Origin of the sequence: Enemella dayhoffiae, assembly GCF_002250625.1 — a bacterium.
Taxonomy (GTDB): Bacteria; Actinomycetota; Actinomycetes; order Propionibacteriales; family Propionibacteriaceae; genus Enemella; species Enemella dayhoffiae.
In genome coordinates this window covers 63741-77326 of record NZ_NMVQ01000007.1, presented here as the reverse complement: position 1 = coordinate 77326, position 13586 = coordinate 63741, and the positions used below count along the sequence as shown (strand labels likewise).

The 13586-nt window shown below is 69.8% G+C and carries 12 protein-coding genes and 2 pseudogenes; 3 read left to right on the top strand and 11 right to left on the bottom strand.

Annotation, left to right across the window (positions count from 1 at the left end):
• Positions 1-41: 41 nt before the first annotated feature.
• From CGZ93_RS06030 to CGZ93_RS05995, 8 genes and pseudogenes are all read right to left on the bottom strand, one after another.
• Complete coding sequence (locus CGZ93_RS06030) at positions 42-680, bottom strand: RNA polymerase sigma factor (protein ID WP_229117236.1); 639 nt, start codon at positions 678-680, stop codon at positions 42-44.
• A 196-nt stretch (positions 681-876) separates the two neighbouring features.
• Positions 877-1941: a hypothetical protein gene (locus tag CGZ93_RS06025; RefSeq protein ID WP_094363252.1), complete on the bottom strand. Its 1065-nt coding sequence runs from the start codon at positions 1939-1941 to the stop codon at positions 877-879.
• 168 nt (positions 1942-2109) lie between these two features.
• Positions 2110-2973 (bottom strand): hypothetical protein, encoded by an 864-nt coding sequence (locus CGZ93_RS06020; protein WP_094363251.1) that lies wholly within the window; start codon positions 2971-2973, stop codon positions 2110-2112.
• A 112-nt stretch (positions 2974-3085) separates the two neighbouring features.
• Positions 3086-5350, bottom strand: a complete 2265-nt coding sequence (purL, locus tag CGZ93_RS06015) for a phosphoribosylformylglycinamidine synthase subunit PurL (protein WP_094363250.1) — start codon at positions 5348-5350, stop codon at positions 3086-3088.
• A gap of 9 nt (positions 5351-5359) precedes the next feature.
• Complete coding sequence (locus tag CGZ93_RS06010; RefSeq protein WP_094363249.1) at positions 5360-5809, bottom strand: hypothetical protein; 450 nt, start codon at positions 5807-5809, stop codon at positions 5360-5362.
• A gap of 508 nt (positions 5810-6317) precedes the next feature.
• Positions 6318-7001 (bottom strand): phosphoribosylformylglycinamidine synthase subunit PurQ, encoded by a 684-nt coding sequence (purQ, locus tag CGZ93_RS06005; RefSeq protein WP_094363248.1) that lies wholly within the window; start codon positions 6999-7001, stop codon positions 6318-6320.
• An 83-nt stretch (positions 7002-7084) separates the two neighbouring features.
• Positions 7085-7321, bottom strand: a pseudogene (gene purS / locus CGZ93_RS06000) (phosphoribosylformylglycinamidine synthase subunit PurS); the annotation flags it as partial.
• A gap of 50 nt (positions 7322-7371) precedes the next feature.
• Complete coding sequence (locus CGZ93_RS05995; protein ID WP_141211097.1) at positions 7372-7920, bottom strand: hypothetical protein; 549 nt, start codon at positions 7918-7920, stop codon at positions 7372-7374.
• Here CGZ93_RS05995 and CGZ93_RS05990 point away from each other — a divergent pair.
• Entirely contained in the window at positions 7889-8092 is a 204-nt protein-coding gene (locus CGZ93_RS05990) for a hypothetical protein (RefSeq protein WP_094363245.1), read from the top strand. The two genes, CGZ93_RS05995 and CGZ93_RS05990, sit on opposite strands and share 32 nt — an antisense overlap.
• A 256-nt stretch (positions 8093-8348) precedes the next feature.
• Here the strand turns inward: CGZ93_RS05990 and CGZ93_RS05985 are convergent.
• Positions 8349-9221 (bottom strand): annotated as a pseudogene (locus CGZ93_RS05985) (phosphoribosylaminoimidazolesuccinocarboxamide synthase); the annotation flags it as partial.
• 73 nt (positions 9222-9294) lie between these two features.
• On the opposite strand from CGZ93_RS05985, the gene CGZ93_RS05980 reads away from it, so the two are divergent.
• Positions 9295-10266, top strand: a complete 972-nt coding sequence (locus CGZ93_RS05980; protein ID WP_229117235.1) for a diacylglycerol/lipid kinase family protein — start codon at positions 9295-9297, stop codon at positions 10264-10266.
• A gap of 33 nt (positions 10267-10299) precedes the next feature.
• Positions 10300-10593: a hypothetical protein gene (locus CGZ93_RS05975; protein WP_141211096.1), complete on the top strand. Its 294-nt coding sequence runs from the start codon at positions 10300-10302 to the stop codon at positions 10591-10593.
• A gap of 149 nt (positions 10594-10742) precedes the next feature.
• On the opposite strand, the gene purB is transcribed toward CGZ93_RS05975, so the two are convergent.
• Both purB and purD read right to left on the bottom strand, forming a co-directional pair.
• Positions 10743-12176 (bottom strand): adenylosuccinate lyase, encoded by a 1434-nt coding sequence (gene purB / locus CGZ93_RS05970; RefSeq protein ID WP_094363242.1) that lies wholly within the window; start codon positions 12174-12176, stop codon positions 10743-10745.
• Positions 12173-13489, bottom strand: coding sequence for a phosphoribosylamine--glycine ligase (purD, locus tag CGZ93_RS05965; RefSeq protein WP_094363296.1), 1317 nt, complete (start codon positions 13487-13489; stop codon positions 12173-12175). Before purD ends, purB begins: the two co-directional genes overlap by 4 nt.
• Positions 13490-13586 lie beyond the last annotated feature (97 nt).

Genomic DNA, 13586 nt, shown 5'->3' with positions numbered 1-13586 from the left:
GGCGGCGACACGGGAGTTCCACCGTGTTGGTGAGAACGCGCTCATGAGTCGCCTCCCAGCAGTTGTGCGACCTCGGTCGTGGCCAGCTTCTGCCGGGCCCGGCTGAGCCGTGACTTCACGGTTCCCACCGGTACGCCGAGCACCTCGGCGCACTCGGCCATGTCCAGGTTGCTCCACACCACCAGCTCGATCACGGCCCGCTGGTTCTCCGGCAGCACCGCCAGCACCTGGCGTACCCGAGCCATCCCGGCCTCCTGGGCCAGCCAGTCGTCCACGTTGGCCGAGACCCGCTCCGGCTGGTCGATGATCCGCTGCACCAGCCGCAGCCGTCGCTGTCCGCTGCGGGCGTTGTTCAGCACCTCGTGCCGTGCCATCGCCAGCAGCACCGGGGCGGCCGAGTCGCGCTGCAGCGGCTCGATCTGCCTGTCGACGGCCCGACGCCAGAGCGTGGCGAAGGTGGCCTGGGTCAGATCCTCGGCCTGGGCCCAGGAGGCGGTGGCTCGGAAGGCGAAGTTGTAGACGAGCTTGTTGTGGCGACGGAACAGCGTCGCGAAGTCTGCCTCGATGCCGTCGCACAGCCCCTGCCACAGGACCCGGTCGGACGCGGCGGCCGCGAAGTCCATGGGGGCCGTGGCGGCCGCGGCAGCCGCGACAACAGGCCGCGCCACCCGCTCCGTCATCGCGACTCCTCCCGAGTCCCAGTCACCCGCCCTCGTGGGGCAGGAGTCCACCGACGCTGGCCGCGTTCCGGGACTGGCTAACGGTTGTATAACGGTACCGGGGGTCGTGCGCCCGCCTGGCCGGGCGGTCGTCCGGAGTCGGGTCCGGCCCCGCACCCCCCGAGCGGGTGCGAGGCCGGATCCGGGGGCGCCGGTCTCAGACCCCGGTTTTGGCGAGACCACCGGACTTGTCCTTGGCGGGGCGGCTCCCGGAAGCGGTGCCACCCGTGCTGCCCGGCCCGCCGAAGGTGAAGGTGGCCATCCAGATGTGGTCGCCCTGACCCTCCTCGTCGACCACGACCGCATACTTCTGACCGCGCTGCCAGCCGTTCTTCGGGGCGGGCACCGAGATCGTGACGGTCCCGTCAGCGCCGACCGTCCCCTTGGCGCTGCTGGACAGGTCTTCGGTCCCGTCGAGACCGACCCGCACGCTCACCTTGGCGCCCGGGCGTACCCCCTTCATCCGCACCACCACGGGTCCGTCGGCCGAGCTGGGCGGGGTGACCGTTCCGGAGGCGTTCGGGCTGGACTTGCCCGGAGCGCTGAAGCCGTTGGTGGCAACAGTGCCGTTGGCGTGCACCCGGACGTCGTAGTGGGCGCCCGGCGCCCAGCCACCCGCCGGCGCCTCGATCCTGATCGTCACGGTGCCGTCGGCGCTGGTGCGGCCGCCGCCGGAGAGGACGCTGCCGGAGCCCGCCCGTCGCACCTCGGCGGCCGCGTTGCCGCTCTTCACCCCGCTCACCCGGATGATGACGGCGTCGGTGGACGACTTCGGCACGGTGACATCGACACCGACCTCGGTCGGGTTGGTGGTCGGCGCGCCCGCGAGGGTGAACGTCCTGGTGACACTGCGGCCGTTGTGGGTGACGGTGAAGTTGTACGCCGTGCCCTTCGGCCAGCCGGCTGACGGGGCCGGAATGACCAGGCTCATCGGGCCGCCGGCCTGGTTCTGCCGCTCGTAGTAGTAGGGAGCTTCCTTGGTCCAGCCAGTCGGCTTGCCGGCGACCTCGATGTGGTCGCCCTTCGGGACACCGGTGACGGAGATCCGCACCGAATCCTGGGGGCCCGTGGGTGCGGTCAGGGTGACGCCGAGCTGTTCGGCGCGGGGTGCGGCCGAGCTGGTCGGGGTGGCGGTGGGCGCTGCGATCGCGGCCGGGGCGATGAGCAGAGCGCCGAGCGCGGCGGTGAGGACCGCGGTCCCCCAGACGATGGTGTTCTTCATGGTGTGCCTCCGGTGCGGGGAACGCCCCGAATGGCGTTCACCCTTCAGATGCGTGCAGTCGCAGAAAAGTTGGCTGCCAGATCGCCGAGTTTTCCGGAGCGGTACGCCCCTGGCACGCCGAAGGGCCCGTCCGTGTGGACGGGCCCTCGGTGGGAGTGGGCGTACGGCTCAGGCGCCGGTCTTGGCCAGGCCGCCGGTGGACTCGTTCGGGGTCTTCACCGGGGCGGTGCTGCCGCGGCCGGGGGCGGTGAAGTGGCCCACCCAGCCCTGCTCGCTGCCGCCCTGCTCGCCGACGCCGACGCTGTAGCGGGCTCCGGGCACCCAGCCGCCCGTGGGCGCAGGGAGGGTGATCTCGACGGTGCCGTCCGCGCCGACGGTGGCCTCGGTGCTGGTCGCGTCCTCATCGAGCTCTTCACGCCCGGCGCTGACCGAGAGCCGGGTGCCGGGCTTGAGCCCCTTGACCCGGATCCGCACCGGATCGCTGCTGGTGGCGGGCGGTTGCATCGAGACCGAACCGGTGTTGGAGGCGCTGCCGGGGGTGCGGAAGCTGCCGGTCGCCTGCCCGTCCCCGGCGTTCTCACCCCCCACGCCGTAGCGGTAGGTGGCGCCCGCGGGCCAGCGTCCGCCGGGCGGTGCCAACCGGATCACCGCCCTGCCGCTGGCGTCCGCGGTCGCGCTGCCGATGGCCTCGGCCTGGGCCTGGTCGTTGCGTCCCGCGGAGGCACTCACCGTGGAGCCGGGCCGGGCCCCCGTCACCGTCAGCACCGCCGGGGCGGTGGCCGAGGACGGTGCCTGCACTTGGACCTTGAGGTTGCGGGACTGGGCCTGGCTGGGGGTGGCTGTCGGGGTCGCAGTGGCCCGGGCGCTCGGCGCGGTTGTGGTGGCCTTGGCGCTCGGCGTCACCTTGGCCGGGGTGGCCGCGGCCGACGGGGTCGGGCCGGCGGTGGGGGCGGCGATAGCCGCTGGAGCGACGAGCAGGGTGCCGAGCGCAGCGGTGAGAACTGCGGTGCCCCAGACGATTCTGGTCTTCATGATGTGCCTCCGGTGCGGGAGCGCCCCGAATGGCGCTCACCCTGGAGATGCACGCGTCCGCAGAAAAGTTGCCTGCGACTTTGAAACTTTTTTTGGCGCAGCGGTTGCCGGTTCAGCGCATGGCGTTCGGGATGGTGTCGCGCCAGGTCTGGCGCAGCTCCTCGAGCGGCAGCTCGAACAACCCTTCGACCTGCAGCGCCGCGCCCGATTCGGTGACCGTGCCGAGCCGGGCCACCGGCAGGGCGGCGTCCGGTCCGCTGGCCGCGTCCTGGAACCGCTGCGCCAGCTCGGGAGACACCGTGACCAGCACCCGCCCGGTCGACTCCGACCACAGCTGCACGGTCGGGTCACCCTCGGGCAGGCGTACCGTCGCCCCGAATCCCCTGCGCAGGCAGGATTCCGCCAACGCCTGGGCCAGGCCACCATCGGCCAGGTCGTGCGCCGACCGCAGCAGCCCCTCCGATGCCGCCCAGACCAGGAAGGCGGCCAGCCGCTTCTCATGGCCGAAGTCGATCGCGGGCACCTTGCCACCGAGGTGTCCGTCATGCACCACCTCGGCCCACGCCGAGCCGGACAACTCCTCGCGGGTCTGGCCGATCAGCCAGATCTCCTCACCGGCACCGCTGAACCCCATCGGCGTACGCCGGGCGACGTCGTCGATCACGCCGAGCACGCCAACCGTCGGGGTGGGCAGGATCGGGGTTTCTCCGGTCTGGTTGTAGAAGGACACGTTGCCGCCGGTGACGGGCGTACCCAGCTCGCGGCAACCGTCCACCAGACCGAGGATCGCCTCGACGAACTGCCACATCACCGCCGGATCCTCGGGCGAGCCGAAGTTGAGGCAGTCGGTGATCGCGAGCGGCTGAGCTCCGCTGACCGCCACGTTCCGGTAGGCCTCGACGAGCGCGAATTGTGCACCCAGATAGGGATTGAGGAATGCCATCCGGGAGTTGCAGTCGGTGGCCAGGGCGATGCCGAGACCCGTGTCGGGGTCGATCCGCAGCATGCCGGCGTCCTCGGGCTGGGCGAGCACGCTGTTGCCGCGGACGTAGCGGTCGTACTGGTCGGTGATCCACGACTTGTCGCAGAGGTTCGGCGATCCGACCAGCTGCAAGAAGGTACGCCGCAGCGCCTGCGGATCGTTGTCCCGCGGCAGGGCGTTGGCGTCGTCGGCCGCCACCTCGTCGACCCAGTCGGGGCGGGCGTACGGGCGCTCGTAGACCGGGCCTTCGTGCGCGACGGTCTTCGGGTCCACGTCGACGATGGTCTCGCCGTGCCAGTCGATGATCAGCCGGTCACCCTCGGTGACCTCGCCGACGACGGTGGCCTGCACGTCCCATTTGTGGCAGATCTCCATGAACCGCTCGACGTTCCCGGGCTCGACGACGGCCATCATCCGTTCCTGGGACTCGCTCATCAGGATTTCCTCGGGCGACAGCGTCGAGTCGCGCAGCGGCACCCGATCCAGCTCGACGTGCATGCCGCCGTCTCCGGCGGAGGCGAGTTCGCTGGTGGCACAGGAAATCCCGGCGGCGCCGAAATCCTGGATGCCGTTGATCAGCCCCGCGGCGAACAGCTCCAGGGTGCACTCGATCAGCAGTTTCTCCATGAACGGGTCGCCAACCTGGACGCTGGGGCGCTTGCTCGGCTTCGCGTCGTCAAAGGTTTCCGAGGCGAGGATCGAGGCGCCGCCGATGCCGTCACCGCCGGTCGCGGCGCCATACATGATCACCTGGTTGCCGGCACCGGAGGCGTGCGCGGTGTGCAGGTCCTCGTGCCGCAGCACGCCGACGCAGAGCGCGTTGACCAGCGGGTTGCCGGCATACGACTTGTCGAAGGCGACCTCGCCGCCGATGTTGGGCAGCCCGAGGCAGTTGCCGTAACCGCCGATCCCGGACACCACCCCCGGCAGCACGCGGCGGGTGTCGGCGGCGTCCAGCGGACCGAACCGCAGCGGGTCCATCACCCCGATCGGTCGGGCCCCCATGGCGAGGATGTCGCGGACGATGCCGCCGACGCCGGTCGCCGCGCCCTGGTGCGGCTCGACGTAGGAGGGGTGGTTGTGCGACTCGGCCTTGAACGTGACGGCGTACCCCTGACCGATGTCGAGCACGCCGGCGTTCTCACCGATCCCGGCGAGCATCCGGCCGCGGGCGGTCTGCTGGGACAGCTCGCCGAACTTCTTCAGGTGCACCTTGGAGGACTTGTAGGAGCAGTGCTCGGACCACATCACCGAATACATCGCCAACTCGGCCCCGGTCGGGCGACGACCGAGGATCTCGCGGATCCGGTCGTATTCGTTCTGCTTCAGCCCGAGCTCGGCCCACGGCTGGTCGACGTCAGGGGTCTTCTTGGCATTTGTCACGGTGTCGGCCACGGGGCGAATCTATCGCAGCGCGACGAAAGACCGGCCCGGGCCGACTGGCCCGGGCCGGTCCGCCGAGGCGCTCCTCAGACACCTGTGTGCGGCAGTCCTCCCGTGGTCTCGGCCGCGGCCGCGCCCCGACCCGGTGGTGCCGGTGCCGGTGGAGCCAGGCTTGCTCCCGGCGCTGCAGCCGCCGGTGGCCCCGTCGACGGTGTACTTGAACAACCAGGCGCCAACCCGTTGCCCGTGATCGTCGTATTCGCCCTCGACCCAGACCAGATAGGGCCCCTTCTCCCAGCCCCTGGCTGGCGCGGCGATGGTGACCGAACCGCTGCCGTCGGCATTCACCACCACCGAGCCCTCGCCGAGGTAGGCGCTCTGACGATCCCCGCGCAGGGTCCCCTGCTGGAAACGCAACCACTCCTGCGGCACTTCGTACGCGACGGTGTTGCCGAAGTCGGGCACCGCCACCCAGCCGGGACCTCTGCCCGGCAGCGTGGGGATCGGTACGGGAGTCGCCCCTCGCGGTGCATTGCCCGGGCGGCTGGGCAGGGGAATCGTGGGAACCGAAGTCAGATGGCTGCTCAGCCAGTCGATCGTGCCCGCACCGAGGGAGAGCAGCAGACAGGCCGCCAGCGCCAACCCGGCGAGTGGCCAGCGGCCCAGCCGGAAGCCAGCGACACCTCGCGCCGGCGAGTCGTTTCGCGGGAGCGGAGGCGGCGCCGCGGCAGGTTCCTCGGTCGGTGGCGGGTCGGGCAACTCCCCGGGCGGGGTGAAGTCGGGGCCGCGTACGCTTCCCGGTCCGGCTCGCTTGGCGGATCCGCGGGATTCGAACCGGTCACGAGGTCTCCAGACGCTCGCTCACTCCTGGCCCGGTCACCCCGACAGGCTAACCCGCCACCCGGTCAGGGCCGCTCGCTGGTGGACTGTTGGCCGATCTCCAGCATGTCGGTGCGAGCGCGTTCGGTTCGGCTCGGCCTCAGACGCCGACGCGCTCCAGGAACCGTGACACCGAGGAAAAGAAGCCGCGCCCATCCAGGGTGGGGCCGGTCAGCTCCTCGACGTTGTGCTCGGGGTGCGGCATCAGCCCCACGACATTGCCGCGCTCGTTGGTGATCCCGGCGATATCGTTCACCGACCCATTGGGGTTTCCTTGCAGGTAACGAAAAACGACCTGATTCTCACCCTCGAGTCGGCGTACGGTCTCGGGGTCGGCCTGGAAGTTGCCCTCGCCGTTCTTCAACACGATGGAGATTTCCTGGCCCGCGGTGAATGCGTTGGTCCACACGGTGTCCTCGGTCTCGACGCGGAGCAACTGGTCGCGGCAGACGAAGGTGCGCACGTCGTTGCGGATCAGCGCACCGGGCAGCAGGTGGGCCTCGCAGAGCACCTGGAACCCGTTGCAGATGCCCAGCAGCGGCATCCCCTGCTCGGCCCGGCGGATGATGTCGTCCATCACCGGGGAGAATCGCGCGATCGCCCCGCAGCGCAGATAGTCGCCGTAGGAGAACCCGCCGGGCAGGATCACCGCGTCGACCCCCTCGATGCTGTCGGAGCCGTGCCACAGCGGCTTCGGGGTCATCCCGCACACCTCGACGGCGCGCAGGGCGTCCTGGTCGTCCAGCGACCCGGGAAAGGTCACCACGCCGATGGTGGGGCTCACTTCTTGGCGTCCTTGCCCGACTTGCCGGTCTTCTCGGCCTTCGTCTGGTCGGCGTTCTCGGCCTTGTCCTCGACCGACAGCTTCTCGATGTGCACCTCGAAGTTTTCGATCACGGTGTTCGCCAGCAGCTTGTCGGCGGCCTCGCGGACCCGGGTCACCACGTCGTCGGTGATCTCGCCGTCCACCTCGATCTCGAACAGCTTGCCCTGGCGTACCTGCAGGCCGGTGAAGCCGAGCCGCTCCAGTGCCCCGGTCACCGCCTTGCCCTGCGGGTCGAGAATCTCGGGCTTGGGCATCACTTCCACGACTACACGCGCCATGGGGCGATCCTAGCGCGATCGGGCGGACTCGACCGCGCGATCGCGGCCCCTCACAGCGGCCGTAGCGAGGAGATGATCTGCCGTTCGATGTCGGGGGACAGTTCGCGCTCGATGCCCAGGTCGCTGTCGATGATCAGCAGTGCGCGGGTCCGGTCTGGCAGCTCGATCGCCGCCGCGCTCAGCCGGAAGCGGGGGGCCGGACAGTCCTTGTCGGGGGTGGAGTCGTCGGCGGCGATCGTGGCGACCGTCGCCTCGAGACCGGTGACCGTGCGGAGCCTGGTGACGGTCGGTACCGGTACCGGGCCGACGGCGCCGGTGTCATGGTCGGTGTTGCTGAACTTGGCCCAGAGCTTGGCGTACGCCACCGGGTCGCTGGCCCGGTTGGTCGAGGAACCATGGGTGACCAGACCCACACTGGTGCGGCTGTTGGTCTGTTTGCCGCACACCCCGCGCTGATAGAAGGCGCCGCAGTGGGCGAGCACCATTTGCGCCTTGGTCTCCTGCCCGAACAGCACCCCGAGCTGAATCGAGAAGTCACCGGGCACGTCGAAGGCGGCCCGATCCTTGGTGGATCCGATCGCCGTCCAGCCGGGGATCACCGGAGCCACCTGGCGGGTGGGGCACGTGGTGTTGGAGGTCGCTTCGGCGCTGGTCTGCGGGGTCGGCGTGGAGCTGGTCCGTGGGGTCGGTGTCCGGGAGGGGGACGGGGAGGCCGAGCGTGTCGTCACCGGGGGGCTGGTTGGCGGTTCCGGTTTCGGGTCCCGCAGCTGAATGGCGAGCAGGGTGACCACCAGACCGATCGCGCACCCGATGACGACGGCGGCGATGGTGAAGCCGACCCGACCGCGGGGCGGTTGCGGCGGGCCGGGTGGCGGACCCTGCCACTGCGGCGGGCCCTGCCAGGGCGGCCCAGGCGGTCCAGGTGGTCCGGGTGGGGGTTGCCAGGGCGGCCCAGGTGGCCCCTGCCAGGGCAGTCCCGGAGGAGGTCCCGGCGGTCCCTGCCAACCGCTCACGGTCGGAATTCGCTTCCGGTCAGCCGTTGGTACGCCTCGGCGTACCGCTGCCGGGTCGCGGCGACCACCTCCTCGGGCAGCGGCGGGGGCGGCTGCTCACCGTTGCGGTCCCAATCGGGCTGGTCGAGCAGCCAGTTGCGGACGAACTGCTTGTCGAACGAGTCCAGCGAACCGGGCCAGGTGGCGGCTTCCCAGAACCGCGACGAGTCCGGGGTGAGCACCTCGTCGGCGAGCACGATGGTGCCGTCGGCGCGGCGTCCGAACTCGAACTTCGTGTCGGCCAGGATGATCCCGCGTTCGCGTGCGAGCTGCTCCGCTGCGGCGTACACCTGCAGCGTCAGCCGGCGGATCTCCTCGGCGGTCTCGCGTCCGACCTGGTCAACCACCGTGGCGAAGTCGACGTTCTCGTCGTGGTCGCCGAGCTGGGCCTTGGTGGCGGGGGTGAAGATCGGCTCGGGCAGCCGGGCACCGTCGCTCAACCCTTCCGGCAGGGGTACGCCGCAGACGCTGCGGTCGCGCTGGTATTCGACCCAGCCGGACCCGGTCAGATAGCCGCGGGCCACGCACTCGACCGGGATCATCTCCAGCCTCTGACAGATCACCGCCCGTCCCCGCACCGGCTCGGGCACGTCCAGCGAACGCACATGGTTGTCCACCAACCCGCCCAGCCGATCGAACCACCACAGCGAGAGCTGATTCAGGATCGCCCCCTTGTCCGGGATCCGGCTGGCCAGCACCCAGTCGAAGGCGGAGATGTTGTCGGTGGCGACCATCAGCATCACGTCGTCGCGCTCGGGCAGGGCGTACAACTCACGCACCTTGCCGGCGTGCAGCAGGGGCAATCCCAGCACATCGGCGAATTGCGGGTCGATATGGTTCGTTGGCACGCGCTCAGCCTAGTGCCGCCGACTTCCCACCCCCGTTCGCGAGTTGTCGATACTTTGGGAAATGATGGCTCCCATGCCAACTGCCGCAGTCGTGTTCAACCCGGTCAAGATCGACGTCGATGACCTGCGCAAGGTGATCGACCCCGCCGCCGCGCAGGCGGGCTGGGACGAGTCGATGTACCTGGAGACCAGTGAGGACGACCCCGGCACCGGGATGGCCCGCGAGGCGGTCGAGCGACAGGCGTCGGTGGTCCTCGCCGTCGGGGGCGACGGCACGGTCCGGGGGGTGGCGGAGGGGCTGCGCGACACCGGCGTACCGTTGGCGCTGTGCCCCCAGGGCACGGGAAATCTGCTCGCCCGAAACCTCGATCTCACCCTGGACAACCTGGAGGAGTCGACCGCGGCCTGCTTCAACGGCGTCGACCGGCCGATCGACCTCGGTGTCGCCATGTGGAGCCGGCCCGGCGGCAAGCAGGAGGAGCACTCCTTCCTGGTGATGGCCGGCCTGGGGCTGGACGCGCAGATGATCTCCAACTCCGATGAGGAGTTGAAGAAGAAGCTGGGCGTCGCGGCGTACGCCAAGTCGCTGGTCGTGTCGCTGAAGGACAACCACCGGATGCGGCTGCTCTACCGGCTCGACGAGGACGAGCTGCGCAAGGCGCGGCTGCACACGATCATGGTCGGCAACTGCGGGTCGCTGCAGAACAATGTGTTGCTGCTGCCCGATGCCGCGGTCGACGACGGGGTGCTGGACGTGGTGGCGATGCGGCCACAGGGACTCTTCGGGTGGGCGCAGATCATGTGGAAGGTGCTGGTGGAGAACGCGCTGCTGCGCCGCTCCGACACCCGCGCGCTGGTCCCCAACCGGGACGAAGATCGACAGTTGAACTATCAGCAGTGCCAGCGGGTCGAGCTGTTCTTCCGGGAGCCGGAGGAGATCGAGCTCGACGGTGATCACTTCGGTGAGGTGTTGGCGGTGCGGATGTCGGTCGATCCGGGCGGGCTGGTGGTCAAGATGCCACCGGGGTGGACCCGCGAGGGCTGAGCCGCTGCCCCGCCGCCTCGCTACCGTGATCGGGTGAAGGTCACGGTGGAGCACTTCCGGGATGCCGATGACCCGGACGAGAACGGGGAGTACTCGTACTACTACGAGGGCAACTGGTTCACGTTTGAGGAAGGCGACGAGACGGTGGCGGCCACGGTCTACGTCGACGAGGCCGACGTCGCGTACCTTCGCCCGCTCACCTGTGAACAGGCGCAACGGTCTCCGCTGGCCCGCGCGGCCGCCGCGCACCTGAGGGATCGGGGCGTGACCACCTTCAAGTGCTACGACGAGGAGACCGGTTACCAGTACTGTCCGGACCTGGACTGAGGCCGCCGTACCGTGGCGCGGGTGAGCCCGCCCCTGTTCGGGAGGTACCTGCTCACCTGGCGCCGACCGAAATGATCATGACCAGATCGACGGAATTTTCCCATAGTGAGAAAACGACCCCGATCTGGTCATGATCATTCTGCAAAAGGTCAGAGCACCGCGCCGGGGGTGTACGCCGCAGCGGCCGGCCACCGCTCGGCCAGCTCCTGCACCCGACCCACCAACTGCGCGACCTGAGCCCGCGCCGAGCCGGAGAGCTCCAGCGGCTCGGTGACCAGTGCCCCGAGCTCGTCCCGCGACAGCCCCAACCGGGAATCCCCCGCCAGCCTGTCCAACAGGTCGTTGTCGGCGCGGCCGGTCTCGCGCATCTCCAGTGCCACGGCGACCGCGTGCTCCTTGATCGCCTCGTGCGCCTGCTCGCGGCCGACCCCCTTGCGCACCGCGGCCATGAGCACCCTGGTGGTGGTGAGGAACGGCAGGTACCGCTGCAGCTCGGCCTCGATCACCGCGTCGAACGCGCCGAAGTCCGCCAGCACCGTCAGGAAGGTCTCGAACAGCCCGTCCAGTGCATAGAACCCGTCCGGGAGCGCGACCCGGCGTACCACCGAACAGGAGACGTCACCCTCGTTCCACTGGTCGCCGGCCAGCTCCCCGACCATCGACACATACCCGCGCAGGATCACCGCGAACCCGTTCACCCGTTCACAGGAGCGGGTGTTCATCTTGTGCGGCATCGCCGAGGACCCGACCTGGCCCGGCTTGAACCCCTCGGTGACCAGCTCGTGCCCGGCCATCAGCCGGATCGAGGTGGCCACGTTCGACGGCGCCGCGGCGACCTGGGCGAGCGCGGTCAGCACGTCATAGTCCAGCGACCGCGGATAGACCTGTCCGGTCGAGGTGAGAACGCGCGCAAATCCAAGCTGGGAGGCGATTCTCTGCTCCAGCTCGGCCAGCTTCGAGGCGTCCCCGCCGAGCAGGTAGAGCATGTCCTGACTGGTCCCGACCGGGCCCTTGATGCCGCGCAGCGGATAGCGCTCGATCAGCTCGGCGATCCGCTCCCGGGCGACCAGCAGCTCGTCGGTCGCGGTCGCGAACCGCTTGCCCAGCGTGGTGATCTGGGCGGCGACGTTGTGCGAGCGTCCGGCGATCGCGCGATCGGCATAGTCAGCGGCGATCCGGGTGAGCGCGACCAGGGTGGCGACGATCCGGTCGTGCACCAGCCGCAGCGAGGTGAGCACCTGATATTGCTCGATGTTCTCGGTCAGGTCACGCGAGGTCATCCCCTTGTGCACGTGCTCGAAGCCGGCGAGCGCGTTGAACTCCTCGATCCTGGCCTTCACGTCGTGCCGGGTGACCCGCTCCCGGTCGGCGATCGAGGCCAGGTCGACCTGGTCGATGACCTTCTCGTACGCCGCGATCACTGCGTCGGCGGAGTCCCCACCGAAGTCGACCCCGAGCTCCTGCTGGGCGCGTAGCACCGCCAGCCACAGCTTCCGCTCGGCGATGATCTTGTTCTCCGGGGACCAGATCTCCCGCATCGCCCCCGACGCATAGCGGGTGGCCAGCACGTTGGGGATGCTCACTCGGCAGCCCCCACCGACGCGTCCGACTCGACCTGGAACAGGCCACCCTCGGGGACCTCGTAGGTCGGGATCTGTCCGAGTGCCGCCTTCTCGGCGATGTCCTTGCGCCAGAACACCTTGTCCAGGTGGAAGCCGCTGGCTGCGGCGTACACCATGTTGCGGGCGAAGCCGAGGGTATGGCCCTTGCCGGTGACGGTGAACACCCGCCCGCCGGAGACGATCAGGTTGCCGACCTCGTCGCGCGCGGTGCCGCCGTGGAACAGTTTGATGTTGCCCGAGCGGAACTGCCCCTCGAACACGCGCGTGCCGAGCACCGGCTCGCCCGGATAACCGTCAGCGGCGATCACCACCCCGACCGCATAACCGGGGGTGAACTTCAGCGGCGGGGCGTCGGCCAGCCGGCCGGTGGCGGCGGCGTACAGCACCTGTCCCAGCGGGGTCTCCAGCTGCAGCAGCAGCGGCTGGGTCTCCGGGTCGCCGAAGCGGGCGTTGAACTCGATCACCTTGACCCCGTGCGGGGTGAGCGCCAGGCCGGCATAGAGCAGCCCGACGAAGGGGGTGCCGCGGCGGGCCAGTTCCTCCACCACCGGCTTGATGATGTACTCGTTGACCTGCTCGGCGAGGTCGGCGGGTGCCCACGGCAGCGGGGTGTACGCCCCCATGCCGCCGGTGTTGGGGCCGGTGTCGCCCTCGCCGACGCGCTTGAAGTCCTGCGCGGCCTGCATCGGCACGGCGGTCTTTCCGTCGCAGATCGCGAACAGCGACACCTCGGGCCCGGAGAGGTATTCCTCCACGATGACGGTGTCGCAACCGGCGGCGTGGTCCAGCGCGGCCTGCCGGTCGTCGGTGACGACGACCCCCTTGCCGGCGGCCAGCCCGTCGTCCTTGACCACGTAGGGAGCACCGAACCCGTCCAGGGCGGCGGCCACCTCGTCGGCGTTGTGGCAGGTCCGCCAACGCGCGGTGGGTACGCCGGCGGCAGCCATCACCTCCTTGGCGAACGCCTTGCTGCCCTCGATCTGGGCGGCGGCGGCCGACGGGCCGAAGCAGGCGATCCCGGCGTCCCGGACGGCGTCGGCGACCCCGGCCACCAGCGGCGCCTCGGGGCCGATGACGACCAGGTCGACGTCGAGCTCCTTGGCGAGACCGGCGACCGCGGCCGGGTCGAGCGGGTCGACCGCGTGCAGCTCGCCGTATTCGGTCATCCGCGGGGATCCGGGAGCGACCTCGACCTCGAAAACCATCGGGTCGCGCTCCAGCGCGTACGCCAGGGCGTGCTCCCTGGCTCCGCTGCCGATCACCATCACCCGCATCTGTCCGTCCGCATTCATGCGGCGAGTGTATCGGCGTTCAGCCGGCGGGAATTACCCCTGCCAAGGTGCCCAGAGGCGGACGCGATGCCGGTTGGCG